Source organism: Halanaerobium saccharolyticum (assembly GCF_003053565.1).
Lineage (GTDB): Bacteria > Bacillota > Halanaerobiia > Halanaerobiales > Halanaerobiaceae > Halanaerobium > Halanaerobium saccharolyticum_B.
The window spans coordinates 65,435-91,991 of the sequence record NZ_QAXS01000009.1 but is presented as its reverse complement, the minus strand read 5'-3'; the positions used below and the strand labels follow the sequence as shown (position 1 = coordinate 91,991).

The window sequence follows — 26,557 nt, the reverse complement described above, 5'->3', positions numbered from 1 at the left end:
CAAATAATTAATTCAACGGAGCCAGGCAGATGCCTTTTTTTATTTAGATATTTTTAGATTTACATTTTTTTCTTCACAACATTAATTATACAACCTTCAGTTTCCAGTTTTTTTATTGTTTTGTTAAAATACTTATATTGGTTATTATAGATTTTATGAATGGTTTTAGAGATCTCATTAAATAATTCTTTTGGTCTGTAACCGGATTTATCTGCCTCATTAAAACCAGATTCAATATCATCTTTGATCCTGGAAACTCTCACCATAAAAAACTCATCCAGATTTGTAGCAGTAATTGCTAGATATTTTAATTTTTCTAAAAGAGGTGTTTCCTCTTCATCAGAATTTGCCTCTTCTAAAACTCTAATATTAAATTTTAACCAGCTCAGCTGTTTGTTAAAATAAAATTGTGGATCATCAAAATTCATTATTTCACGGCTCCTTAAAGTAAAGTATTCTTTTTGTTTAATGAAACGTCAATGCCAAATATCTCTTTGAAGATTCTTGATTTATTACTGAAGGCCCATTTTTCCAAAAAGATATCTTTTTCTGTATTAATTATTAATTCAAGTTCATTTTCTTCAAGATTTATTTCAAGCTCAGAAAATGGCTCTTTGTGGCTTTTATCGAGAGAATCTGCAATTTTTAAAATTGCAGTTAATTTGGCAATTAGAACTCTATCCGAGTGATTTTTAAGGGTATTATCCTTGATTTTGAGGTTTGTAGTAGAACTCTGACTGTGATTTAAGGATATATGAGCAATAATATTTTTATCATAAGAATTTAAGTCTGCAATATCACTATTCCTTATTAAATAATAGGAGTGTTCATAGTGTTTTTTTAGATTCATATACTTACCAATATCATGGAGTATCACAGCTGCCTGAAGCAGAACTCTTTCTTTTTCTGAGAGCTGAAAACGCTCTTTTAAAGCATCAAAGATATCTAAAGCTATTTTTTCTATAGTTTCTGCATGTTCCTGATTATAATTATATTTTTTAGCTACTGAACGTGATGAAGCTATAATATTTTTAAAGCTCTGTTTTTTTAATTCTCTGTGCCGACCATCAAAAAGCATATTTCTAATCACTTCTGTTTCTATAGTTACAGTACTGCCAATTATTTGGCTGCTCTGAGTTAAATTCATCAGGTTTTTATAAATTGTCATTGAAGGCAGAAGTGTTTCAGCTGCAGCTTCATCCAGATCGTATTTTTCCAGCAGTTGTTTGGGAGTTTTACTTTTTACATCATTGTAGAGCCGATAAAAAGAAGCTCTAGAAATATTAAAATTATTTGATTTTCTAGTAATTCCAGCAAGTTTTGCTATCAATTCTATTTCTTTTCCAGAAGCATAAAAGTTATTTATATTAAGTTTTTTGATAAAGAGATCAAGATTGTAAATATAACCACTTAAATATCCATCGATTACAATGTGAAATTCATCAGTTTTGTGCTGGAGCCCTTTTAAGATCTCATTTATTTTTAGAGAACCCAAAGTAATGCTCTGACTTTTAACTATATAATTTTGATTAGTGACTGCAGTACCAAGGCTGCCGGTTCCGATATAGGCAAAAAGGTTATCACCTTTGAGGATTTTGTTTGTATTTCTGATTCCCTGATAAATTAGCTGATGTTCTTCAACATTACTAAAAATTTCTATATTTAGGTTATTATTGTTTTTAATTTGATAGATGATATAATCTTTATTAAGGGCTTCTCTTAAGGCAGCTGTTGCAAAAACCTTTATTTTTTCTACCTGATATTCTCCGGCAATTTTTTTAAAATTATTAATAGCCTGATTTAATTTCTTTATTTTTTCAAAAGTAACAGCAGAACTGGAAAATGTATCATGGCCCAGATTTATTGGATAAAATAACTCTTCTAAGATCATTACTTCTTTTTCTTTTTTCTCAGCAATTTTCATAATAATGTCACTGGAAGCAATATAAATAGTTGCAACTCGATTAAACATTCTTAACCACCCTATTTTAAATTTATGTAAATTTTCTTAAAACTGCTTTACTATACTTTAATTTTAGCATATGATAAAAAAAAAGGACATAGATTTTACCTAAAATTAATCTAAAATTTACATAGTGGTGTTTAAAATCATAAAGCTGGAGGTAACTAAATGAATAAATTAGCAATAATGGATATTGGCTCTAACTCAATTAAGATGATTTTAGTTGACTATAGAGGGGATAAGTCATTTCGAATAATAGATGAATTGAAAGAAACAGTGCGTCTTGGAGAGGGAATGCATAAGAATTCTTATTTGAAAGAGGATAGAATTCAGAAAGCCCTGCAGACTTTAACTTTGTTTAAAAATTTATGTGATGCTGTTGAAGTTGATGAGATAATTGCAGTAGCTACGGCAGCTGTGAGAGAAGCAGTTAACCAGCAGAAGTTTTTAGATCGGGTATATAAACAGACTGGACTTGAAATAAGAGTACTTGCTGGTAAAGAGGAAGCTTATTATGATTACAAAGGTGTTGTTAATAGTTTTGATTTAGACTCAGGATTGATAATGGATGTTGGTGGTGGTAGTGTAGAACTTGTTTTAATGGAAGATAGAATGGTTAAGAAAAGTGTCAGCCTTCCTTTTGGTGCTTTAACTATCACAGAGAAGTTTGAGCTTTATGATGAAAACAATAGAGACAAAGATATTAAAAAACATCTACATCAGGAATTTTCTAAGCTTGAATGGCTGAAGAATCTAAAAAACATTCCTCTAATAGGTGTTGGTGGTACTATCAGAAATATAGCTAAGATCTGGCAGAGAAAAAATAATTATTCTTTAGAAATTCTGCACTATTATAATCTTAATGCAGAAAATGTTAACTCAGTCTATAAAAAAGTCTCGAAAAAAAGTATTGAAGAAAGAAAAGAAATATCAGGTCTTTCCAGTAAAAGAGCGGATATATTTATTGGAGCCAGTGCGCTGGTGAATTATTTGATGGATTTTACAGGGATTGAGAATTTAATTATTAGTGGTAAAGGAATTAGAGAAGGTCTGGTATATGATTTTTTACTTGAGGATAAGTTACCTGTTGCTGATGTTTTAGACTACTCAATTAAAAATTTGCTTCATAATTTTGACTTAAATGAAAAGCACGCTGCCAGGGTAAATGAACTTAATAAAAATATTTTTTACCAATTAGAATCTGAGTTTTCTTTCACCTTTGATGAATTTCCAGATCGAATCAGCAGAATAATTAAAACAGCAGCCTTACTGCATGATGTAGGTACTAATATAAACTACTATGATCACCATGAACATTCTTTTTATGTGATTTTAAATGCAGATTTATATGGATTAACACATAGAGAGCTTCTTTTAGCAGCTTATATTTCCGCCTCTCACCGCCACAACAAATACAGTCTGCACAAATATAACTTAAACCGAAAAAGTTTTAAAGATATTATTAGCCGCAAGGGTAATGATAAAGAATTAATCCGTAAAAGTGGTATTATTTTAGAAATTTCTGAGAGTCTGGATCTTAATCGAAAAGGGCTGGTGCAGCGGGTCGAGGTAGAAAGCAAAGTGGATCATATTCTGTTTAAAGTTTATTCCAGCTATGATTTGCGCCTGGAAATTGAAGATGCGAGGGAGGCTGCAGATGGCTTTGAATCTTTATTTGGTAAAGAGCTGAAATTTAAATTGTTAGATGTGTAAAAAACTATTTATAAATGATGTGTCCACAAAAAGGGTGTTTGCGAAAAATGAGTTAGAGACGCAAATAACTAATGAGCTGTTTCTTTAACTTTCATTTTAGCAGCTGCTGATATATAATAAAATTAAGTATAAAGAAAAAGGAGGCTGCTCAAAATGTCCAGAATACCATATGGAGTCAGTAGTTTTTCTCGTCTACAAAAAGATAATTATATCTATATTGATAAAACAAAACACATTGAAACATTAGAGAGTTATGGTGAGCCATATATATTTTTTTTAAGGCCGAGGAGATTTGGAAAGACACTTTTTCTATCAACCTTAGAGCACTATTATGATATTCAGGAAAAAGAAAATTTTGCTGAGCTTTTTGGAGACTTATATATTGGCCAGAACAAAACTGAGCTTGCCAATAATTATTATATACTTAAATTTGATTTTTCTGGGGTTGAAACTTCAGAGCCAGAAAAGATATATGATAACTTTAACCATTTAATTCTGGAAGCAATCAGTACTTTTATTAATAAATATCAAATTGAAGTTGAATATCGAGAGGCACCGGGGAGTGCAATAGCTACCCTATCAAGTTTTTTAGAAGCAGTACAATATGAAATTGACAATAAAATATATCTTTTAATAGATGAGTACGATCATTTTGCCAATGAAATTTTAAGTTTTACCTCAATAGATAGATTTGAAGATACAGTTAGCAAACAGGGATTTTTACGTAAATTTTTTGAGGTCATTAAAAAGAAAACAGGTTCAATAATTGATCGTCTTTTTGTTACCGGTGTCAGTCCAATTACCTTAGACAGTATGACCAGCGGTTTTAACATAGCTAAAAATAAGACTATGGACAGCAATTTAAATACAATGATGGGCTTTACTGAAAAAGAAGCTCGCTATTTGATTAAACAGACTCTGCCTGATTATGATCTTGATTCAATGCTGGAGAAGTTAAAGGAATACTATGACGGCTATTTATTTACTCCCCGGGCTAGTGAACGGGTTTTTAATACAGATATGCTTTTATATTATGTCAGCGAATATCTAATTGATAATACTGAGCCTTCAGATTTGATTGACAGCAATATTTCGAGTGATTATTCCAAACTGCAGAATCTTTTCAGTCTTAAAGATAAAAAACAAAATTATGAAATCTTAGAAGATATTCTGGCCGGAAATGATCAGAGGGGAAAGGTAACAGTGGAATTTAACCTGCAGCGGAGATTTACCAAAAAGGATTTTTTATCTTTATTGTTTTATCTAGGGTTTTTAACCATTGATCGAGAAGAGGATGGATTTATTTATTTTAGAGTTCCCAATTATGCGGTTAAAGAGATCTATTTTGATTATTTTAATTCTATAATCAGCGAAGAAACTTCATTTGATTCCCTGGAGATTGAAGCGTCAGTGGTAGAAATTCTAAAAAATGGAGAGATTAATCCGTTTATTGAGAAAGTTGAAGCCACTCTGGCTGCACTTTCTAACAGGGACTATATTAAATTTGATGAGAAATATATTAAAGTTTTAATTTTTTCCTATCTTAATCTAACCCAGCTTTCGATAGTTAAAAGTGAGTATGAGGTAGCAGAAGGATATCTGGATTTAGCTTTACTGAGAAGAAATAAGGAAAAAGGTAATTATGATGCTTTAATAGAGCTTAAATATATTAAAGCTGCTGATTATAAAGAAAAAGGAGAAGCTTTAGTTGAGCAAAAACTCAAAGAAGCTTCTGCACAGCTGGAGCGTTACGGCAGAGCAGCTGAGTTTAAAAATAGAAAAGATTTAAAGAAATGGGCACTGGTCTTTGCCGGTACAGATGCAGCTGCGGTAGAAGAAATTAAATAAAAAATTAAGCCTTCTTTTAGTTATTTTAACACATTAATTTATGTTAAATAACTTCAAAGAAGGCTTTTTAGATATTAAAGTACATTATCCGCAAAATATTCAACGGCCTGAATCACGGCCATTTTTTTAACTTTATTATCGTTGATTTTTTCTGATTTATAAAGTCCCAGTGCACAGTAGAGACCGGTATAGTAATGTGGATTCCAACTGGGGTTATAATATTCGGCAAATAAGCGGTGGAGATAATTGACAGTTTCCTTATAATTCTGATCCAAGTTATAAAAAAGAAAATCTAGCTTATCCTTATAATTTGCTGGAGAAAAATTATCTTTAAACTGCTGATAACTTTCTGCGATTTGAGTTTTTTCTTTATAGCCACTGCTGTCTGCTTCTAGATTAATAAAATGTCTTTCAGATAATCCAAGCACTACAACCCCTGCAATTTCCAGTTCTGATTCTCTGCTAAAATAATTCTTTTGCGAAAGTTCTCTCAGAAAAAGACTCATTTTTACAAAGTGAAAAGATCCGTAGCGCAGGCTGCATTCCATCAGCATTAATGATAGTAAATCTTCAATTAATGAGGCCAGCGAAAAACTGTTGTCAGTTTCTAACTTTTTGAGATATTCTTTGATCTTTTCCTGCTGGTGATTAATCACTGCTTTTTTGAGTTGGGAATCCATTGTTTGTTCACTCCTTATAATAATTAGTTTTTGACTTTATACTTATATTTTATCATATCTAATACAGAGATAAAATTCCCAACTCTCTAAGCAATATCTCTTTAGCTGTCATTAAAATTTACATCTAATTGTAATTTGTAGTTATTCTTCTAGCTTGAATCTCAAAATCTGATCATCATTCTCGCGCGGTCTGCCTCGGCCATCACGATTATTGGTTAAAAAGTAAAGATAACCATCAGGGCCCACAACTGCTTTTCTAATCCGACCATAAGCTGCATTACCACTGCCGTCATTGAAGAGATGTTCAATACTTTCCACATTATATTCATCGCTGTTTCTATTAAGACCAATTCTGACCAGCGATTCGCTGCGCAGGGTTCCCACATATAAATTACCCTGATAAAAGCTCATTCCAGAAGGAGGAACAGCATTTTCCCACATAATGAGTGGATTTGCATATTCTCCATCTTCAAAATAACCAATTTTATCAGGCCAGCCGAAATTACTCCCTGCTTCAACAACTTTAATTCTATCTTTTGCTCTTAGGCCATCTTCACCGGAAGGACCGTGGTCAGAAATAAAGAGATCTCCTGTTTCTGGATGCCAGGCAATTCCCTGTGGATTGCGGTGACCTAAACTGTAAACAGGCGAGTTTCCAAATGGATTATCATCAGGAATATTTCCCTCAGGTGTAAGGCGTAGAATTTTTCCTCCCAGATTGTCTAAATCCTGTGCAATTTTTCGGGTAAAAGTTTCTCCAGTTGTAATATAGAGCATTCCATCCGGTCCAAAGGCAATGCGTCCTCCATTATGGTTGTTCCCGGCAGGAATTTGATCAATGATAATTTCTTCTTCAACTGCCTGGTTCCCCTGATCGGTAAATCTAGAAACTCTGTTATATAACTGGCCGTTACTGCTGGTGTAGGTATACATCAGATAAATATATGGTGTTTCTGGAAAATCTGGATGATGGACCATTCCCATTAAGCCACCTTCTCCTCGAGAATCAATATCTAATTCTAAATAATTTTCTTTTTCATATCTATTACCTCCAGATTTAGGAATTAAAAATCAAATTTTTTCTGTCTTAATTGTACTATTTATAGGAGCTAATTTCTAAAAACCGTTTAACATTTTCAGAAAATTATTTACAGACTGTTAATTTCTAATTTACACTATCGTAATAATAAGGTGATATGATTTAATTAATAAGAAAAAAAGTAGGTGATATTAATGAAATCAATAAAAATAGGAGATATTTGTAGTGAGAATAGAGTAGTAACAGTGCCGGTTTCTACTAAGACAAAAACATTGGTCGATATTTTTAACCGCAATAATATTCAGAGTATAGTTGTACTCAAAGAAGAGCAGACAGCCGGTCTAGTTATGCGGGATAAGCTTTTTTATCGTCTGGGCAGCAGATTTGGTTATAACCTTTATATGCAGAAAAATGTGGAGGCAGTAATGGATTCAGAGCCGCTAATTATAGATTTTGAAGAGTCTATTTTAAAAGTTTCAAAAATAGCGATGAAACGTCCACAGGAAAAGATATATGATTCAATAATAATTACTAAAAATGATAAATATTACGGCATTTTATCGATCAAAGATCTGTTAATAGAAGTGTCAGAATTAAAGATAGAAACTGCTAAAAATGCCAACCCCTTAACTGGATTACCTGGCAATTTAAGCATTGAATCCGAAATTAAAGAAAGAATTAGAAGAGAAGAAAAATTTTCTGTTCTTTATCTGGATCTTGATAATTTTAAAGCCTATAATGACAGCTATGGTTATCGTAAAGGTGATCAGGTAATTAATTACACAGCAGAAGTGCTTAATAATTGTGCTCAAAAAATGGTGACAAACACATTTGTTGGCCATATTGGCGGAGATGATTTTGTAATTATCACTGCTGCCGAAGATGATCAATACCTGGCAGAAGTGATTATAGAAGAATTTGACAGGGGGATTCGTAATTTTTTTAAAAACAAAGATTTACTAAGGGGTTATATAGTTTGTCTTGATCGGCAGCATCAGATAGTTAATACTCCTCTGACTTCAATTTCAATTGCAATAGTTTCGAATAGTGATAGAAAGTTAAAAAATCATCTAGAAATTAGCGACCGAGCTGCAGAATTAAAGAAAAAAGTAAAAGAAATGCCGGGGAGTAATTTTATTAAAGACAGGAGGATGGAAAAGTCGAATGGAAAATTTGAGTTATGCTAAAAATTTAAAATTTGATTACAGTTATTCTAGTCTTTTGAAAAAGATGATTAAGGAGGCTGATTATAATACATATTTGCACAGTCAGCGTTTAAAAGCACCAGCTTTGTTACTGGGGGAAGAACTAGAGCTTGAAAATGACAAGCTGGGGGATCTAATGCTGCTGGCTGAGCTTCATGACCTGGGAAAAATAATTATTTCGAATGATATTCTGGTTAATGATGGTCCTTTAAATGAAAGTGAGTGGCAGCAGATTAAAGAACATCCGGTGACAGGTTTTCAGATTGCCTATACTTCTTTAGATATGGTCGATGTAGCAGAAGGAATATTAACTCATCATGAATGGTGGGATGGGAGTGGTTATCCTCTGGCTTTAAAAGGAGAAGATATACCTCTGGCAGCCAGGATAATTGCCGTAGTTGATGCCTATGATGTAATGAAATATGGACGAAATTACAAACCAGCAATGAGTGATCAAGAAATTATTGAAGAGCTAACGGTAAGTTCTGGTATTCAATTTGATCCACTTTTAGTGAAAATATTTATTGATTTAAATTTCAACTGATTCTATTAAAAAAAAATAGAAAAAGATATAAACTTAAGACAGTTTCTATTTTTAGATGCAGCTGTTTTTTTGTTATTGATAAACTAACAGCCGATATTTTTACTAATTGAAAGTTGACCCTGATAAGCAAAAAATAATATTAATTTAATTAATCCACCTTAGTCCTTTTTATGAAAGGATTTATTTGATATAATTAAGTTAAGAAATCAGAGAAAGGATGAAACTAAATCTAAACCCCAAAAGCTTTTAGAAGATGCAAAGATTCTTTATAATATAGCTTTTCTGGTTCAAAACTTTAATTATTTTTTAATTAAAGTTATTTATTTAGGCTTTTTGGGACCAAACCAACTAAAATAAATGGAGGAGAAAATAATGGACAAAAAGCAAATTGATTTAATGAAAAATGGCAGAGGTTTTATTGCGGCAATGGATCAGAGCGGTGGTAGTACCCCAGGAGCTTTAGCAGATTATGGTATTAAAGAGACTGAATATGAAACTAAAGCAGAAATGTTTGAGCTTGTTCAGGCAATGAGGACCAGGGTCATCACAAGTCCTTCTTTTAGTTCAGATTATATTTTAGGGGCAATCTTATTCAAACATACCATGAATAACAAAATGGAGGGCAAATATACTGCTGAATATCTCTGGCAGGAAAAAGGAATACTGCCGATACTTAAAGTTGATCAGGGTACAGAAGAAAAAGAAAATGGAGTTCAGCTGATGAAGCCAATGACTGAACTGGATAATCTGCTCGAGGAAGCAAAGAAGCATAATATTTTTGGAACTAAAATGAGATCTGTGATTCATAGTGCAAATCCCAAAGGAATTAAAGAAATTGCAGCACAGCAGTTTGAATATGGTAAAAAGATCTATGAAGCCGGATTTATCCCAATTTTAGAACCAGAAGTAAATATAGAAAGTGATGATAAGCTTGAATCTGAGAAAATTTTAAAAGAGGAAATCTTAAAGCTGCTTGAAACCTTAGATTATGAGCAGTATATATTCAAACTTTCAATTCCAAGTCAGCCAGATTTTTATAAGGAAATTATTGAACATCCAAATGTAGTTAGGTTGGTAGCTTTATCTGGTGGTTATAGTCAGAAGGAAGCTGTAGATAAGCTTTCTAAAAATCATAATATGATTGCAAGTTTTTCCAGAGCTCTACTTCAGGACCTGAAAGTTGATCAGTCAGACGAAAAATTTAATCAGGTGCTTAAAGATGCAGTATCTAAAATCTATCAGGCTTCAATAACTTAAGCGGAGTTTAAAAACGCTTGTTTGCGACATAAAGCTGATAAAAAATAACGCCGGGAAACCGGCGATTTAAATTTGTCTAATCTTCATATTTCAATTCTATTTATTTTATTAGAAAGTTTCTTTCCTAATTTAGAAAATTTTTTTAAATTCTTCTTGAAGTGCTGGATGACGAGGATATTTTTCAAGAATATTTTGGATATAATCTTCCCATTTTGATGAAGATTTTAGAATTTTTGTATATATTTCTTTTATAATTAAAGCAATTTGGGCACCGCTTTGGTAACTAGAACGGTTTTTGTTATTTATATAACCTTGTACTTTCTGACTATAGTAATCTATCATTTCGTGTGGGAATTTATTGATTAGTAATTCACTGAAATTATCAGGATATATTTTGTTGGCCATTACTAATTTTAGTATTTCTTCGTAATTTTTTTGAGATTCATATATTAAAGCAAGCTCATTATTATATCTGGAATATTTACTTTCTTTTAAATAACTTATTAAATCATTTTTTATCTGTTTTTTATCATCTTTTTTGCAGTTATCCAAAACAGATAGATATTTTTCAAATGAGGGGGACTCTTTATATTCTTTGATTAGATATTCCAGAGTTTTCTGGTAATTATTTTGTTTCTGATAATATTTTTTCAGGAAAGTAATATTATCTATAATGCGTCCTTCTCCCTCTTTTTCACCTTTTAAGGCAATTTGAACTGCTTTTTCTTCCTGGTCAATATCTTGATAATAGCAAGCTAACTTATAATAATCCATTCCATATTTAAGTTGTTTTTTTCTGAGTTTTAAATATTTTTCTTCATTATGTAATTTATTCAAATATATTTTCATTATTAATTCCTGATCATATCTACTACCAGATTTTTTTAGATGCTGAATTATTAATTCCCAGTCATCTTTGTTCCGGGCTGTACTATATACAATATCAAGGGTCGGGTCATCTAAGCCAGAATTACCTATTAAATATTCTCCCATAAATTCATTGATAATTTCATGTCGTAAAGAAGAAGGGATATCTAATTTGTTAATTAATTTCTCCATTTCATTAATAAACTCAAAAAAATTATTTTCTTCGTTGATAGGACCTCCACCATATTGATTGAACTCCATTAGAATAGCAAATGCCTGGTTTTTTAAACTTTTAAGCTTTTCAAGGTATAATTCATTACTCATTTTACCCTTATCCTGAATAAAATTTAAAACTTTAGATTTAGAATTATCATTTTCATAAACAAATTCACCAAGCAGTTCTGTTAGCTCTTCTCTAGTTAAAGACTTAAAAAGCTGATCCAGTTCATTTTTTAATTTGGCTTTTTCTTTTTTAACTTTCCGGAAAGCTTCTTTATCATTGCACCAGTATAACCCAAGGGCAACCAGGTGCTTGCAAATTCCACCCCAATCATAAGGACAGCTGCAGTGATTACTGGAAGGATCATCAATATTAATTTCAACATCATATAAAGAAAAACTGCTTCCTGATACTTCAGCTTTAATAGTGTTTCCGTCAATAAGTGGATTATTAACTAGATTCATTTGGTAATAGTTTATTCCTTTTTGAAAAGACTGCTCTGCTGCCATTTTTTCTAAATCTTCTATCGAAAGACTCATATAAATCACCTCTGTTATATTATATAAAATTAGATTTATATCAGCAAGTTATATTTTGCTTATCAGTCTGTTTAACTTTCATTTAAGTTGTTGATAATATATAATTGAGTTAGGTATTAAAGAGATTGAATATCTCTGGCAGAAAAAGGAATACTGTCGATACTTAAAGTTGATCAGCAAGAGATAAAGTCTGAGCTTGAACGTTATTTTTAATATATCAAAAAAATAATTTGGAGGGTTAATTTTTATGAAAGGCAAATGCAAAATTTGTGCAAATGAATATACTCAATCAGGAATGTCCAGACACTTAAAATTATGTCTAAATAAGAATTATGAAAAGATAATTGAAGAAGGTCAGTCTCAGGAAATCAAATATTATCATATTTATGTCAAGGGTACAAATTGGTCAGACTACTGGCTGCAGCTGCAGGTTAAAGCAGACGCTAAGTTAAGTGATTTTGACAAGTTTTTGCGTGATATCTGGCTCGAATGCTGTAATCATCTGAGTGAATTTGAAATTAATGAGCAGCACTTTACATTCAGTGGACTTAATATGAATCATAAAATCAAAGATGTTTTAAGAGAAAAAACTAAATTTTCATATATCTATGATTTTGGTTCTTATACTAAATTGGATTTGAATGTAGTTAATGTATTTAAAGCAGAGGAAAGAGAAGAAAAGATCAGTGTTCTGGCAAGGAATCACCAGCCTGAGATTAAGTGCAGTCACTGTGATAATCTTGCTGAATTTGTCTGTTCAAGTTGTTATAATGGTGGTTGGTACTGCAGTGACTGTCTTGATAAACATGAAGAAAATGACTGTATGAGAGGAACTGATAATCTACTGCCGGTTGTTAATTCTCCCCGAGTTGGAGTCTGTGCTTATTCTGGAAGTTAAATATTATTTCTCAAGGATTTTGCAAAGGAGTTAAAAAAGATAGCTAGAGAAATCTTCAAAAAATATAACAGCTATAACATGGAAAATCATTTTGATTATTTTCAAGAATAGAGGTGTTAAAAAATGAAACTTAAAGTTGATTTAGAGGATGTATTAGAAGCTTTAGAACTTAGAACCAGAGAGAGCAATTATTTTTATTATAAAAAAACTGGTGAAGTTTTCATGATAATGGATGATGAATTAAGAGCTGGAGAGGAAGATCCTGACCTTGATAAATTTCCAGAATGGCAGCGGGAGAATATTAAGGCTGCAGTTGATATTATCTCAACTGATGACTATATAAGACTTCCGGATGACTATGAAATTGATGACTATAGTATTATGGAAGATTTTTGCTATTCAATCGAAGATGAAGAACTAAGAGAGGAACTTCTTTATGCTATTCGAGGAAATGGTGCCTTTAGAATGTTTAAAGATAAGATTTATCAGTATGATATAGAAGATCAGTGGTATGATTATAAAGATCAGAGATATAAGGATATAGCAATTGAGTGGTGTGAAGAAAATAATATTGAGTTTCGAGAAAATTAATTATGATATTAAGGTGATAAAATGGCTGCTAAAAAGATAGATTTGATCACAGTTAAAAATGATAAACTTTCTTTAAACATCAAGGGTAAACCTCTGCATCCTGATCACGAAAAAGAATTTCCGGAGGCAAATAAAGCTCAGGCTGTCTGCAGCTTCAGCTCAACTTTAAAAGAGAACTTTGATTTTAAATATCACGATCCAGAAATAGATCAGCTCAAGTTGAGCCCTTATAATTCTATTAAAAGCTATCCCCTCTTTTTTGAATATCAAAACTATGATTTTTATCTGGAAGCCGAAATGCCGATTGAGATCTACCATCCCAATCGCGAGATCAGAGAATCTCTGTCACATCCTAATGATAATCCCAATGTGCTTTACGGCAGCATCAACTTCGGCAGTGATATCGGTTATTCTGAGTTTGAAATTCGCAGTAACTCTCAGGTGGTTTTAACTTTCAAACTGGAAGTTTTTCCGAGTAAAATTGACTACCAAAAGGACTACAATCAGCTTTTAGAGGAAGTCAATAAGGAAGTATATAATTTGGCTTATGATTTTTTGAGAAAGACCTACCAGCAGATGAAAATTTCCGAAAAGCAGAATATCACCGAAGCTGAATTTTTTGTAATTATTGAAAATATTTTTGAAGATTTATTTAAAGCACTTAAAAGAGTAGAAGAGTCACCACACCACAGGATTATTCGAAAGCGTAATGTTAGGCCTGCCGCGAGAGTCAAAAAAGTGGGTCGACAAAGCCTCAAGTGGTTGAATAAAAACAGCCGCCATTATGACCAGGAGCTCAAGCTGCCGGAAAAGATGCTGGCAGTTGAGAAAAAGCTGAGCTATGATAATTTTGAAAATAAGTTTATCAAATGGAGTTTCTCAGAGCTGATCAAAAGGCTTAAACATTTTAAAGTAAATTACCGCAGTTCCAAGCTTAATCCGGATCAGGATTTGATTGCTGAAATCGATAAGATGATCAGAAAGCTTAAATTAAAACTCAAGCATTCATTCTTGGCTGAGGTGGGTGAGCTGCAGAAGATTGATTCGATTTCTTTGGTGCTGCAGATGGCGCCCGGCTACAAGGAATTATATAAATATTATCTGATGCTTTTAAAGGGGCTTTCTCTCAACGGAGATATCTTCAGGCTTTCAATTAAGGAGCTCTGGCAGCTCTATGAATACTGGACCTTTCTTAAGTTAAACAGCCTGCTCCAGGATAAATATAAGCTGGTCAAAAATAATATCATTGACTTGGATTACAGCGGGATCAATGTCACCCTCTCACAGGGAGCCTCAGCAGAGGTCGAATATCAGAACCCAATTACTGGCGAGAAATTTACCTTAAGTTACAATACATCCAGTGGAGATGGGATTACCACCAATCAGAAGCCGGATAATATTTTATCCTTAAGCAAAAATGATTCTGAGCATCAGTATAAATTTATCTTTGATGCTAAATACAGGCTCAATAATGCAGAAGAGGGCACCAGATATGGAGAGAGATATGATCATATTCCTGGCCCGGAAGAATCAGATATCAATACCATGCACCGCTACCGGGATGCAGTGGCCGCAGAGATGGGAGAAGATTACCGGCGAACCATGGTTGGAGCATATGTACTCTTTCCCTACCATGATCAGGAAAAATTTAAAGAACATAAATTCTACCAGAGCATCGACCGGGTTAATATTGGAGCCTTTCCCTTTTTACCCGGCAGTACAGAACTGCTGGCCGATTTTTTAGAGAATATTATTGACGAATCAGCTCAGAGCAACTTTAAGCGCAATCTGCTGCCGGCTGCAGCAGATGAATTTAGACCTGAGGTAGAATTTAAGATTGACCTGCTCTTAGGATCACTGGGCAGTAAAAAGCAGCTGCAGTATCTGCTGGACAATAATTTATATTATCTACCACTGCAGCAGTCAGTTTTAAATTACAATTTAGAATACATAGCAATCTTTCAGAGTAAAAGAAAGTTTGGTAAAGAGAGTGGAGTCCGCTATTACGGCAGAATTAAGAACAGAAAAATTGTCAAAAGAGAAGAGATTGATTTTCCCTCCAGCAGCAGAAAAACTGATCGGAACTATCTGCTCTTTGAAGTTGAAAGCTGGCAGCAGCTCGGCAAAAAAATTAATGCAGAGGGCTATGGAGTCAGCGGCAGTCACATTTATTCCAACCTGATGCTGCTCAAAAAAGCTGATACCCTGCCTGAATTGAGCATCCGCTCCTTAAAAGAGTGGCGGCTCTGGCTGGAGTTAAAGCGGCTCAAAAAAGAGATTAGGCTAAATTTAGAAAACAATAATCTTGATCAGAATCAAGAAATTGCAGGTTTTAAGGTAGGAGAAGTTGAGATTAAGTTTAAAAGTAATAAACTGATAGCTGAAATGAAAGATGAGCAGTTTGAATTCTTTCAATCAGAGTTTCTGCAGAATCCAAGAGCTGTTTTAAATAAGATTATGGGACTTTTTGAGGCAGAAGAAAATAGTTAAGAGCTGAAATATTTGACTTTACTTTAATAATCTATTTTAAATTTTGGGGAGGTAATAGTTGGCTTATGAACAATTTGAAAATTAAAGAAGTAAGTATAGATGATTTAAAAGAGCTCAAGAATATCTGTGAAAAGACATTTTACCAGACTTTTTCTAACCAAAATACAGAAGAGGATATGGAAAATTATTTAAAAAATAATTTCTCCCTGCAAAAATTAGAATCTGAAATAAAAGATAATTATTCAAAATATTATTTAGTTCAGGTTGAAGGAGAAACAGCTGCCTATATGAAAGTTAATTTCGATCAGGCTCAGACAGAATCCGGCTATGAAAACACTCTTGAGATTCAGAGGATTTATGTGCTGCAAAAGTATCAGGGACAGCATATCGGCCAGCTGCTGATGGATAGAGCTCAAGAGACTGCTGAAACTAACAGTCTAGACTATCTCTGGCTTGGAGTCTGGGAGGAAAATGAGAAAGCGATAGGATTTTATGAGAAGCAGGGTTTTGAAAAATTTGACTCCCATATTTTCAAACTTGGAGAAGATGAACAGACTGATATTTTAATGAGATTGCCGCTGCATAATTAGTTCAGAATAAAAATTTGAATTCGGGTGTTTTTAAATGAATAAAACTAAACTTTCAAAAACCGTCTCTTATATCTTGCGCCACCATCCAGAAGACTTTGACTTAAAACTCAATCCAGATGCTTCAGTTAAAACTGATCAGCTTCTGCAGGCACTAAAAGGAAAGTTTAAAGATCTCACAAAAGCTGATTTAATTCAGCTGGTCAAAAATGATTCCAAAGGCCGCTTCAGCTTTTTAGAGGATAGAAAAAGAATCAGAGCCAACTACGGCCACAGTATTGAGGGAGTCAATCCTGACTATCAGGCAGTTAAACCACCGGAGATTCTCTACCACGGAACAACTCCTGAGGTCAAAGATAAGATACTGACCGCCGGGCTGAAGCCGATGGGCAGAAATTATGTTCACTTAAGTGTTGGAATTAAAGAGGCAAAAAAGGTTGCCTTAAGGAGAACAAAACAACCAGTGATCTTTAAAATAGAAGCTTTGAAAGCTTTTCGCGAAGGACAGAACTTTTATAAAACAGCAGAAGATATTTTTCTAACAGATCAGCTATCTACAGATTATCTATCATTATCAAAGAATAATTAAAAGATAGGAGTTATGATAATCAATGAAAGAGATTTTTGAAAGAAGAAGTATTAGAAAATATACATCTGAGAAAGTTGAAGCTGAAAAAATAAAAAAGATTGTTAAAGCTGGCTTTGCAGCACCTTCCTGTGGAAATCAGCGTATAAGCCATTTTATAATTATTAGAGATAAAGAAATACTAAACAGTATTGCTGATATTCATGGTTATGCGGAGGCCCTTAGAGAAGCAGATACTGCCATAGCAGTCTGTGCAAATTTAGAAGAAGAGCTTTATGAAGGTTTCTGGGTCCAGGACTGTGCTGCTGCAGCTGAAAATATTTTGACAGAAGCAGTTTATTTAGGTTTAGGAGCTGTCTGGCTTGGTGTTCATCCTAAAGAGAGAATTATCAAAGAGGTAAATTCTATCTTAGAACTTCCTGAAAAAGTAAAAACTCTTTCTCTAATCGCCCTCGGTTATCCAGCAGAAGAGAAAGAAGCTTCAGATAGGTATATAGAAGCTAAAGTACATTTTGATAAATGGTAGTGAGAATGACCTCAAAATTTATGCTTTAGATTTCCTTTGGTTTTAGAGAAGTAGAGAGGAAATGATAAAATGCCAAAAAATTTATTACTTTTACCAAATCAGCTTTTCAGTCAGATTAAAACTATGCAGCTAGAAAATATTATTCTCTATGAGGCAGAAGAGTATTTTACAAAATACAACTACAACCAGAAAAAGCTGCTGCTCCACCGGGCGTCAATGCAGAACTTTTATCAGGAGCTGAAAGAGGAAAGTAAAGCTGAACTCAGCTATTTTGAATACAAAGCTGACCTTAAAGAAATTATAACTGAGTTTGAGAGTCTGACAGTCTTTGATCCAGTCAATAAAGGGCTGAAAAGTAGAATTAAAGAGATTACAGCTGCCGCAGGAATTGAGCTCAAAGTTTTGGAAAGCCCCAACTTTTTGACTTCCAGAGAGCAGAATGCTGAATTTTTTAAGGACCATGATTTTTTCCAGCACCAGTACTATCAGATGCAGCGGAAGAGACTTAAGATCCTGCTCGATTCCAGTGGAAAACCGGAGGGCGGCAAATGGAGCTATGATTCTAAAAACAGAAAGAAGTTTCCTCAGGAGATTGAGATTCCTGCCCTGCCTGAATTTTATAACAGCGAGCTTAAGGCAGCTAAAAAATATGTTGAGCAAAATTTTGGCGATAACCCGGGAGACCTTAAGAATTTCTATTATCCGGTGAGCAGAAAAGGGGCAGAGGAACTTTTAGCTGATTTTATTCAGAATAAATTAAAGCACTTTGGTAAGTATCAGGATGCCTTTGAAAAAGATATTGTAGTTGGTTTTCATTCTTTGATTTCAGCGAGTTTAAATATCGGACTTTTAAATCCTAAGGAAGTTATAGAGGCTGTACTCGAATACTATCAAAATAGCGAAATAGAGCTTGCCTCAGTGGAAGGGTTTATCAGGCAGATAATCGGCTGGCGGGAATATGTGAGAGCACTTTATGATTTAGAGTCGGAAGCTATGGAAAAAAGTGACTTTTTTAAGCACCGGCGTGATTTTCCGGAGCAGTTTTATCAGGCTGAATCAGGAATTGAAGTCCTGGATGATTCAATTAAAAAAGCAGTGGATTATGCCTATACCCATCACATTGAGCGCTTAATGGTGCTCGGGAATTTCTTTCTGCTTTCTGAACTGGATCAGCATCAGGTTTTTAAGTGGTTTATGGAAATGTTTATCGATGCCTATGAATGGGTTATGTCTGCCAACATCTACGGTATGAGTCAGTATTCGTATCCCGAGATGATGACCAAACCCTATATTTCATCCAGCAATTATATTCAAAAAATGAGTCACTACAAAACCGGCAAGTGGGCGGAGATCTGGGCTGGGCTTTACTGGCGCTTTCTGGATAAAAACAGGGATAAATTTGCAGATAATCCGCGGATGTCATTGATGCTTTCAATTTTAGACAGAATGGATGCCGATAAACTGCAGAAGCACAGAGAAACGGCTGCAGAATATCTGACAGCTTTAAAATAGTTTTTCTCATGATTTTAATTAAGAGAGCCAGCAGCAAATTTATTAAATTTATAAATGATAAAAATAGAAAAATTTTTAGGAGTGTGTATAATTGATCTATTTACTTTTAGCCGTCTTATGTAGTTCTTCAATAGCCTTAATTTTTAAATTCAGTGAATCCAATAATCTAAACAGATACATAATCACCTCAGCCAATTATTTTACGGCGGCTGCAGTTTCTCTGGTTTTAATTTTTAATCAGGGAATTAAGTTTTTCGACTTTAATCAGAGTGACTTCAGTGCCAATTTCAGCCGGGTAATCTTTAAGGGACAGGGAATATTTTCTGCTCAGTCCAGCCAGCAGTGGGCAACAGTGGTTGGTTTGATTGCCGGAATCTTTTTCTTTACATCTTTTATCTACTATCAAAAGAGTGTGCGCGAAAATGGAGCCAGCCTGGCTGGAACCTTCGGCAAACTGGGAATTTTAATTCCGATGCTCTTTGCAATAATTATCTGGCAGGAGTACCCGGAGGACCTGCAGTGGCTTGGAATTCTGCTGGCCATTACTTCAATTGTTCTGGTCAATTTTCCCTTTAATAAAAACTGGAGGCAGGCGCTGAGACTGAATTTGATTTTTCTCTTTATCTATGGGGGAATTGCAGAGTTCAGCAATAAGATTTTTCAAAAATATGCCCTGGTCGACTACAAGGTCTTATTTTTATTCTGGGTTTTCTTTTCTGCCTTTTTGATCAGCTTTTTCTACAGTGTGAAGAAGGTTGGCCGCCTGCCCAAAAAGTCTGAACTGCTGACCGGATTTGCAGTCGGGATTCCCAATTTATTTTCTTCCTTCTTTTTGATCAGTGCCTTAAATTATCTTAAAACAGCAGTCGTCTTTCCTATTTTCAGTGCCGGAAGCATCGTCTTAATCACGGCAGCCGGTTACCTCTTTTTTGGGGAAAAATTAAAGACTAAAGAGTGGGCTTCGATTGTAATGACAGTGGTGGCACTAATCTTAATTAATATCTAAATTAAACTGAATCAAAATAAGATAATTTCTAAATTGAAGGAGTAAATATGGATAAATTTAAAAAGAGAACTTTTAATAGTTTCAGAGAATTTGTTGAGGAATTTAAATTTATTATAAAAAATAGAGATCGGATTAAAAAATTAGAAGCAGGAGAGCTAATTGATGCTGAATTCAGGCAGAGGTTGATGATGGCGGTGACTGAAGTCAACGGCTGCCGCTACTGCTCCTATTATCATTCAAAATTAGCATTAAAGGCTGGCATCAGTCAAAGCGAACTAGATTCTCTGCTTTCAGGTGAGCTGAATGACTGTCCGGAAGATCAGATTTTAGCCCTGGTTTATGCTCAGCACTGGACAGAAAATAAGGGTCAGCCAGACCAGGAAATGATAGATAGAGTTAAATCTGAATATGGAGCAGATCAATTTGCAGCTATAAACCTGGCGGTCAGAATGATTAACTTCGGAAATCTGTCAGGAAATAGTTTTGATTATTTTCTTTATAAATTTAGTTTTGGTCTGCTGGGTCTGAATTGATTTTTGATCATAAAATTATAGTTTCAGAATATAATGGTGAAAAATATTATCTGCGTAAATAGTAGTCGATCTTAAGGAAGTTGGAGTGGGACTGGAGCTTAATTATTAAAATAAAGTTGTTTGTGCTATAATTAAATTAATAGATATAAACAGAAGGGAGCGGGATAATGCTTAAATCAATATTCAACGCTTTTATTTCAAACAAAGCTGGCAAACTATATTTAGCCTCAATACTTATTTTGATCATTTCTAACATAATAATTAGTGCAAATAGTAATTTATATCTCATCGGCACAATTTCTGTACTTTTATATGTCACTGCACTGATCTACTATTCCAGGCAGATGGAAACAAATATCTGGGTAACTGTCCTCTTAGTTGCTTTAACTTTAGTGCCTTTTGGAATCTGGATGACTTTAATTTATTTTGCCCGCAAAAACTATTATCTAACTCAATCAGAGGATTGATATTATGCTGACAATCAAATGTGCTAAATGCAAAACCAAACTTTTTAAATATAAAAAAATTGGCCAGGGCAGAGTTCTCCGCTGCTGGAAATCAAAAATAACAAGGCTTTATGATGGAAAAGTTAAAGGGAAAAACTTTGTCTGTGAAAATTGCGGTAATATCATAGCAGAAATCAAAGATGACCGCCTGGAGATGAATAGTGATGCCTTTACTTACAGCGGCACAAAAATTAGAAAATAATTCTAATATTAGTTTTTAATTCAATAGTTTTAAAACCAGGCCGGGGATTTTCCCGGCCTTAATATTGTTTGCCTGGCATGAATATTTGCTAATCAGTGCAAGTCTGACGTGGGGGTTAATAGTGCCAACCACTAGCTGAAGACAAGGGTGTCCATCGCGAGGTGGAATCTGAAGGAAGTTGGAGGCAAAGCTTCGGTCTGAGGAATACGAACTGTATAGAAGGCATATTCTTGTGGGTGAGGTTGCAATTCAAATCAAAGCCCAAAACTATTCGAGACAGGAAGTGTAAATACAGCAGATATATGAAGTGAAAGTAAATATTCTTAACCAGGGAAGGTCTGACAGTAAATTGTGGTGATGAATTTCTGAGCAATAAACTCTGCAGTAATGTAAGAGCTGAACTGTCAGAATGCAGCAGAAGTCATAGTAGATTGGTGATATATACATCAATTGAAGGATGAAACATTAGGAGGTTTCTTAGATTTGAACAACTCGACGGAAACACATAGAAAGCAGACAACTTCATATGAAGGCTGCTCTCAGGAGAGAAGGCTGGAAGCTGGAAGTAATGAGAGAGTGCAGAGTGTTTCTGCGGCGTTGCCGAATGTAAGAAACGGTGAAAAGGCAGACTCCAGTAATCTAATGGAGAAAATTCTAGCGGCTCCTAATCTAAATAGAGCACATAAAAGAGTCGTAAAGAACAAAGGTAGCCATGGAATTGACGGGATGAGTGTAGATGAACTTCTACCCCACCTTAAAAGAAATGGTAACCAACTTTTGAAAGATGTACTGGAAGGTAACTACAAACCACAGGCAGTAAGAAGAGTAGAAATACCTAAGCCTGGTGGTGGAGTAAGGCTACTTGGTATCCCAACAGTAACAGATAGAATGATACAGCAGGCAATTACACAACAGCTGACACCAATATTTGACCCAGGATTTTCAGAATACAGCTATGGATTCAGACCTGGAAGGAATACACATCAGGCAGTAAATAAAGCTAAAGAATATATTAATGATGGTTATACATGGGTGGTCGACATTGACCTTGAAAAGTATTTTGATACTGTTCAACATGATAAACTGATGTCTTTAGTAGCCCGGAAAGTGCAGGATAAAAGGGTGTTGAAATTAATAAGAACTTATCTTAACTCAGGAGTAATGATTGATGGTTTAATTAAGAAAACAGATGAAGGATGCCCACAGGGCGGACCTTTAAGTCCATTGCTTAGTAACATTATGCTGGATGAACTGGATAAAGAACTGGAGAAACGCAATCATAAATTCTGTCGCTATGCTGATGATAGTCAGATCTATGTTAAAAGCAGGAAAGCGGCTAAAAGAGTTATGAAAAGCATAACTGTATTTATTGAAAAGAAACTGAAACTCAAAGTTAATACAACAAAAAGTGCAGTTGGCAGACCCTGGAGAAGAAAATTCTTGGGGTTTTCATTTTATCAAATGAATGGTGAAGTAAGGGTTAGAGTCCATCCGAAATCAATTAAGAAAATTAAGGCAAAAATAAGAGAGCTCACATCAAGAAGTAAAGCCTGGACAATGAAATATCGCTTTAAGAAACTAAAACAGACAATCACGGGTTGGGTCAGTTATTATAAAATAGCTGATATGAAAAGCAAGATGAGAGAGCTTGACCAGTGGGCAAGACGAAGAATAAGAATGTGCTACTGGAAACGATGGAAGAGAATCAAAACTCGCTTTAAGATGCTCAGAAAACTGGGCATTAAAGAGCCTAAAGCATGGGAATATGCTAACACAAGAAAAGGCTACTGGAGAATATCCAATAGCCCAATACTAACAAGAACCTTTACCAATCAGTTATTAAAGAAATTTGGATACTTTAGTTTTACAGAAAGATATGCACAAGTAATTAATTCTTAATGAACCGCCCAGTACCGAACGGTATGCTGTGGTGGTGTGAGAGGACGGGAAATAAATTAATTATTTCCCTCCTACTCGATTTTTACAGGGAAATTTAAATTAATCAAGAATTATATATAATAGAAATCAATAATTTTTAAAAGGAAGATTAGTGGGCTTCTCCATCTATATGCAGCTGAAGATGTTTAAAATCTTCCTCTTCCAGCCAGCCGTGATTTGCATCAGCTTTAGTATCTAAATCTTTCATATATGGTTTAATGTCTAAAAGAGGAGTGCCGTCAAAAGCATCAAGGCTGGAGATATAGATTCTGTTGGCTTCAATTTTAAGCAGCTCTACTACACTGAGGCCGATAGAATTGATTCTGTTGGGTGATCTGGTGGCAAAGAGCCCGATTTCTTTGTTTGACCAGGGAGTTTTTACAGTTAAATCAGTTTGCTCCTGACTCTGATCAAGATAGTAGAGCAGATAAATGTATTTAAGGGTTTCGAGATCTTTAAGACCTTCTAAATACTTTTCATCTAATTCTATAAAAAATTCTTTTCCCTCAGTATTTTGGGGAGGCTGAAATGGTGCATCATTGTTTTTATATGGGGTATGAATGGTACCTATAGATTTCAATTCCATAATTACATCCTTTCTTATTTATCCAAAATTTTTTAGAATAATACTACAAGCAAGTATATTATTAAAATGCTTTAAAGTCAAAAAGGAGAGTCATTACTTGAAATATTTTCAAAAGATATTAGAGGAAATTAGAAAATATAAGCCGGCCAGTCAGGCAGAGAAAAGATATAAAAGTCAGATTATAAATTTTTTAATCAATAATAAAGATAATTATTTGAGAACTAATCCAAAAGGACATTTAACAGCTTCTGCCTGGATAATCAATCAGCAGGGAGATAAAGTTTTACTCCACCATCACCAGAAACTGGAAAAATGGATTCAGCTCGGTGGACATTTAGAAAAAAGAGAATTAATTCAAGCAGCAGCTTTAAGAGAAGCTGCAGAAGAGTCAGGTTTAAATTCTCTTTCACTGGTCGATCAGAAAATATTTGATCTTGATGTTCACAAAATACCTGCTGCAAAAAATGAGGCTGAACATTTTCACTATGATCTAAGATTATTACTAAAAGCAGATGCTGAGGAAGAATTAGAAAAAAGCAGCGAATCTAAAAATTTAAAGTGGATTGATCTAAATCGAGTTGCTAATTATGTCAGGGAAGAATCTGTATTAAGAATGCTCAGAAAAACTGAAGAATTAAGGAGATGAAGATGGAAGTAAATAAAATAGCAGAAGTTAGAAGCAAATATAAAGAACCGGTCGGTCCGGATGAGATGAGAAAAACAAAAAGTGTTATTGAAGTTGAAGCAGAATATGTGGATGGTCTTGACAAAATAGAGGGTTATGAGTATCTGCAGATCCTTTTCTATTTTCATAAATCAGACGGCTATGATCTAATCAGCAAAAGAAGGAAGGGGCCGGAGAGAGGGCTTTTTACCTCCAGGAGTCCCCGCAGACCGAGCCCAATTGGAATTACTACAGTGGAATTACTAAAAAGAGAGGGCAATAAACTGCATGTTTATGGACTTGATGCGATAGACGGAACCCCAGTGATTGATATCAAACCCTATGCTTCTTTTATGGACCAGCCTACACTGTCTCTGCAGAAAAAGACACCGCGCTATCAGATTAATAAATTGATCAAATATCAGAATCTCAATGACCTGCTGCTTAAAGCGGGGGAACTGCACGGCCACTACTGTCCCTATCTTGCCCTGGGAGTAATGGCTGCTGCAGATGCATTAAAAAGACTTGGAGCGGATAATGATGGAATGGAGGATCTGCTGGCTGTGGTAGAAACCAACAGCTGCTTTAGTGACGGCATCCAATATACTGCCGGCACTACCTTTGGCAATAACTCACTTATCTATCGTGATTTTGGTAAAACAGCAGTCACCTTTGTCAAAAGAGGTGATTCAACTGATAATCTGAGATATTACCTCAAGGATTCTAATTTTATTGAGCGTGAATATCCTAAAGCAGCTGAATTATTTAAAAAAGTTATAGCAGATAGAAATGGAAGTCAGGCAGAAGAAAAAAAGATGAAGGAAGTCTGGCAGGAGATAGCTTTTGAGATAATTGAAGCTGATATTGATAAATTCTTTAAGATTGAAGAAAATCTAAAAATTGAGCTGCCTGATTATGCACCTATTTTTGCTGATGCTGAGTGCAGTAAATGTGGAGAGAAATTAATGGCTGCCAAAGCTGTTCAAAAAGATGACAAAGTTTTGTGTAGAGAATGTGCAGAGAGCAGTTATTATCAGCTTGACGGCAGCGGCATAGTGGAACAAATATAGAAATTATGAATGAATATGTAAAGATATTTTCAATTAATTATTAATTCTGGAGGGGTTATTTTGTCTGTATTAGGTAGGAATGATATTTGTCCATGCGGAAGTGGTGAAAAATACAAAAAGTGTTGTCTTGATAAAAAAGATAAATTTAATTTTGAAAATCCTAAGAAGAGTATTTTTCCAGAAGATGTGGAAAAATTAGATACTCAAACAATTATTTCAAGGCTAAAATTTTATGGTATTGATTTTGAAATCAAAAAATTCAAAGAAAATGCTAAAAATTATCATTCTGCTTCAAAATTGTCAGATGATTGGTATAATGAGTATCATATTAATGCTTCAGGTCGGGAAGGGGACTTTATCTGGGTAGCTGCCTGGATATTGTGGAATCGACTTATTGATAATAGAAAATGTGATGAGCAGTTGGATCAGAAAATTTATATAGGATATGAATTATTTAGGGAAAATAATTTTAAGGAAGGTTGTGATGTCTTACTTGAGGTTTGGGAGAGCTTCAAAAATAGAATAAAGAATAATAAATTCAACAAATTAAAAGATTTAGATAAGAATTTTAATAGTGATTTTTATCTTACAGAATTGGTAAATGAACTATTAATGAAGTTAGATATCTTATCTTATAAAGATAAAAATTATGCAAAAAAAGAAATTAAATTCTGTCAGGAATTTCTTGAATTATTACCCAAATCATTAGATGAACATCTCAAAGTAATTAGAAGGTCAGAAGCCTCAGCTTATATTAATCTTGGTCAAATTGAGAAGGGAGATGAATTATTTAAAAAGCTCATTGAAGATTATCCAGATTGGATTTGGAGCTATATTTACTGGGGAGATCAATATGATTTTGTTGATAATTCGCTCTCAAACAAAGAAAAGGCTAAGAAAATTTATAAGGAAGCTCTGGAAAAAGATATAAATGACCCAGTAGACAGGGAGGTCATAAAAGAAAGAATTAATTTGTTAGGAGGCTAA

26 protein-coding genes are annotated in these 26,557 nt (G+C 34.1%); 20 read left to right on the top strand and 6 right to left on the bottom strand.

The features are described 5' to 3' along the window. Positions 1–59: 59 nt before the first annotated feature. Together C8C76_RS05650 and C8C76_RS05645 are read right to left on the bottom strand one after the other, a co-directional pair. Entirely contained in the window at positions 60–428 is a 369-nt protein-coding gene (locus C8C76_RS05650) for a hypothetical protein (RefSeq protein WP_108139476.1), read from the bottom strand. Between the two features lie 14 nt (positions 429–442). After that, on the bottom strand, positions 443–1,972 hold the full coding sequence (locus C8C76_RS05645; RefSeq protein ID WP_108139474.1) for a Ppx/GppA phosphatase family protein: 1,530 nt from the start codon (positions 1,970–1,972) through the stop codon (positions 443–445). A gap of 159 nt (positions 1,973–2,131) precedes the next feature. Here C8C76_RS05645 and ppx point away from each other — a divergent pair, with 159 nt between their 5' ends. Continuing rightward, positions 2,132–3,676 carry an exopolyphosphatase gene (gene ppx / locus C8C76_RS05640; RefSeq protein WP_108139472.1) on the top strand — a complete coding sequence of 515 codons (1,545 nt, stop codon included), beginning with the start codon at positions 2,132–2,134 and terminating at the stop codon, positions 3,674–3,676. A gap of 153 nt (positions 3,677–3,829) precedes the next feature. Then, positions 3,830–5,524: an AAA family ATPase gene (locus C8C76_RS05635; RefSeq protein ID WP_108139470.1), complete on the top strand. Its 1,695-nt coding sequence runs from the start codon at positions 3,830–3,832 to the stop codon at positions 5,522–5,524. Between the two features lie 74 nt (positions 5,525–5,598). Here the strand turns inward: C8C76_RS05635 and C8C76_RS05630 are convergent, their stop codons facing one another. Next, positions 5,599–6,204, bottom strand: a complete 606-nt coding sequence (locus tag C8C76_RS05630; protein WP_108139468.1) for a hypothetical protein — start codon at positions 6,202–6,204, stop codon at positions 5,599–5,601. Between the two features lie 141 nt (positions 6,205–6,345). After that, the gene (locus tag C8C76_RS05625) at positions 6,346–7,215 is read right to left on the bottom strand and encodes a PQQ-dependent sugar dehydrogenase (protein WP_256335477.1); all 870 of its coding nucleotides are present in this window, start codon (positions 7,213–7,215) and stop codon (positions 6,346–6,348) included. 222 nt (positions 7,216–7,437) lie between these two features. Here C8C76_RS05625 and C8C76_RS05620 point away from each other — a divergent pair, with 222 nt between their 5' ends. The 3 genes from C8C76_RS05620 to C8C76_RS05610 all read left to right on the top strand — a co-directional run bounded on the left by C8C76_RS05620 (position 7,438) and on the right by C8C76_RS05610 (position 10,249). Further along, positions 7,438–8,430 (top strand): GGDEF domain-containing protein, encoded by a 993-nt coding sequence (locus C8C76_RS05620; RefSeq protein ID WP_108139466.1) that lies wholly within the window; start codon positions 7,438–7,440, stop codon positions 8,428–8,430. Beyond that, entirely contained in the window at positions 8,408–8,992 is a 585-nt protein-coding gene (locus C8C76_RS05615; protein WP_089716551.1) for an HD-GYP domain-containing protein, read from the top strand. Before C8C76_RS05620 ends, C8C76_RS05615 begins: the two co-directional genes overlap by 23 nt. Positions 8,993–9,364: 372 nt before the next feature. Further along, positions 9,365–10,249, top strand: coding sequence for a fructose bisphosphate aldolase (locus tag C8C76_RS05610; protein WP_073159538.1), 885 nt, complete (start codon positions 9,365–9,367; stop codon positions 10,247–10,249). A gap of 129 nt (positions 10,250–10,378) precedes the next feature. Here the strand turns inward: C8C76_RS05610 and C8C76_RS05605 are convergent, their stop codons facing one another. After that, positions 10,379–11,875 carry an SWIM zinc finger family protein gene (locus C8C76_RS05605; protein ID WP_108139464.1) on the bottom strand — a complete coding sequence of 499 codons (1,497 nt, stop codon included), beginning with the start codon at positions 11,873–11,875 and terminating at the stop codon, positions 10,379–10,381. A gap of 247 nt (positions 11,876–12,122) precedes the next feature. Between C8C76_RS05605 and C8C76_RS05600 the strand changes: the two genes are divergently transcribed. The 12 genes from C8C76_RS05600 to ltrA all read left to right on the top strand — a co-directional run bounded on the left by C8C76_RS05600 (position 12,123) and on the right by ltrA (position 23,211). Beyond that, on the top strand, positions 12,123–12,773 hold the full coding sequence (locus C8C76_RS05600) for an IS1096 element passenger TnpR family protein (RefSeq protein ID WP_089722857.1): 651 nt from the start codon (positions 12,123–12,125) through the stop codon (positions 12,771–12,773). A 123-nt stretch (positions 12,774–12,896) separates the two neighbouring features. Next, positions 12,897–13,364, top strand: coding sequence for a UPF0158 family protein (locus C8C76_RS05595; protein ID WP_108139462.1), 468 nt, complete (start codon positions 12,897–12,899; stop codon positions 13,362–13,364). Positions 13,365–13,385: 21 nt separating this feature from the next. Continuing rightward, on the top strand, positions 13,386–15,854 hold the full coding sequence (locus C8C76_RS05590) for a restriction endonuclease-like protein (protein WP_108139460.1): 2,469 nt from the start codon (positions 13,386–13,388) through the stop codon (positions 15,852–15,854). A 65-nt stretch (positions 15,855–15,919) separates the two neighbouring features. Further along, positions 15,920–16,444, top strand: a complete 525-nt coding sequence (locus tag C8C76_RS05585; RefSeq protein ID WP_108139458.1) for a GNAT family N-acetyltransferase — start codon at positions 15,920–15,922, stop codon at positions 16,442–16,444. A gap of 34 nt (positions 16,445–16,478) precedes the next feature. Then, the gene (locus tag C8C76_RS05580; RefSeq protein WP_108139456.1) at positions 16,479–17,030 is read left to right on the top strand and encodes an RNA 2'-phosphotransferase; all 552 of its coding nucleotides are present in this window, start codon (positions 16,479–16,481) and stop codon (positions 17,028–17,030) included. A gap of 22 nt (positions 17,031–17,052) precedes the next feature. Continuing rightward, positions 17,053–17,553 carry a nitroreductase family protein gene (locus C8C76_RS05575; protein ID WP_108139454.1) on the top strand — a complete coding sequence of 167 codons (501 nt, stop codon included), beginning with the start codon at positions 17,053–17,055 and terminating at the stop codon, positions 17,551–17,553. Positions 17,554–17,622: 69 nt separating this feature from the next. Further along, complete coding sequence (locus C8C76_RS05570) at positions 17,623–19,065, top strand: cryptochrome/photolyase family protein (RefSeq protein ID WP_108139452.1); 1,443 nt, start codon at positions 17,623–17,625, stop codon at positions 19,063–19,065. Positions 19,066–19,156: 91 nt separating this feature from the next. Beyond that, the gene (locus tag C8C76_RS05565) at positions 19,157–20,071 is read left to right on the top strand and encodes an SMR family transporter (RefSeq protein ID WP_108139450.1); all 915 of its coding nucleotides are present in this window, start codon (positions 19,157–19,159) and stop codon (positions 20,069–20,071) included. Positions 20,072–20,118: 47 nt separating this feature from the next. Continuing rightward, positions 20,119–20,604, top strand: coding sequence for a carboxymuconolactone decarboxylase family protein (locus tag C8C76_RS05560; protein WP_108139448.1), 486 nt, complete (start codon positions 20,119–20,121; stop codon positions 20,602–20,604). Between the two features lie 167 nt (positions 20,605–20,771). After that, positions 20,772–21,071 (top strand): hypothetical protein, encoded by a 300-nt coding sequence (locus tag C8C76_RS05555; protein ID WP_108139446.1) that lies wholly within the window; start codon positions 20,772–20,774, stop codon positions 21,069–21,071. Positions 21,072–21,075: 4 nt separating this feature from the next. Beyond that, positions 21,076–21,312 carry a hypothetical protein gene (locus tag C8C76_RS05550; RefSeq protein WP_108139444.1) on the top strand — a complete coding sequence of 79 codons (237 nt, stop codon included), beginning with the start codon at positions 21,076–21,078 and terminating at the stop codon, positions 21,310–21,312. Between the two features lie 483 nt (positions 21,313–21,795). Then, a complete protein-coding gene (ltrA, locus tag C8C76_RS05545; protein ID WP_108139442.1) occupies positions 21,796–23,211 on the top strand; it encodes a group II intron reverse transcriptase/maturase in 1,416 nt (471 codons plus the stop codon). 148 nt (positions 23,212–23,359) lie between these two features. Here the strand turns inward: ltrA and tsaA (C8C76_RS05540) are convergent, their stop codons facing one another. Beyond that, on the bottom strand, positions 23,360–23,836 hold the full coding sequence (gene tsaA, locus C8C76_RS05540) for a tRNA (N6-threonylcarbamoyladenosine(37)-N6)-methyltransferase TrmO (protein ID WP_208108949.1): 477 nt from the start codon (positions 23,834–23,836) through the stop codon (positions 23,360–23,362). A 97-nt stretch (positions 23,837–23,933) separates the two neighbouring features. Between tsaA (C8C76_RS05540) and C8C76_RS05535 the strand changes: the two genes are divergently transcribed. Genes C8C76_RS05535 through C8C76_RS05525 form a run of 3 tightly spaced genes read left to right on the top strand, consistent with a single transcriptional unit; the run spans position 23,934 to position 26,557 of the window. Next, the gene (locus C8C76_RS05535; RefSeq protein ID WP_166637085.1) at positions 23,934–24,482 is read left to right on the top strand and encodes an NUDIX hydrolase; all 549 of its coding nucleotides are present in this window, start codon (positions 23,934–23,936) and stop codon (positions 24,480–24,482) included. A gap of 2 nt (positions 24,483–24,484) precedes the next feature. Beyond that, the gene (tsaA, locus tag C8C76_RS05530; RefSeq protein WP_108139436.1) at positions 24,485–25,570 is read left to right on the top strand and encodes a tRNA (N6-threonylcarbamoyladenosine(37)-N6)-methyltransferase TrmO; all 1,086 of its coding nucleotides are present in this window, start codon (positions 24,485–24,487) and stop codon (positions 25,568–25,570) included. A 60-nt stretch (positions 25,571–25,630) separates the two neighbouring features. Further along, positions 25,631–26,557 carry a tetratricopeptide repeat protein gene (locus tag C8C76_RS05525; protein WP_219909367.1) on the top strand — a complete coding sequence of 309 codons (927 nt, stop codon included), beginning with the start codon at positions 25,631–25,633 and terminating at the stop codon, positions 26,555–26,557.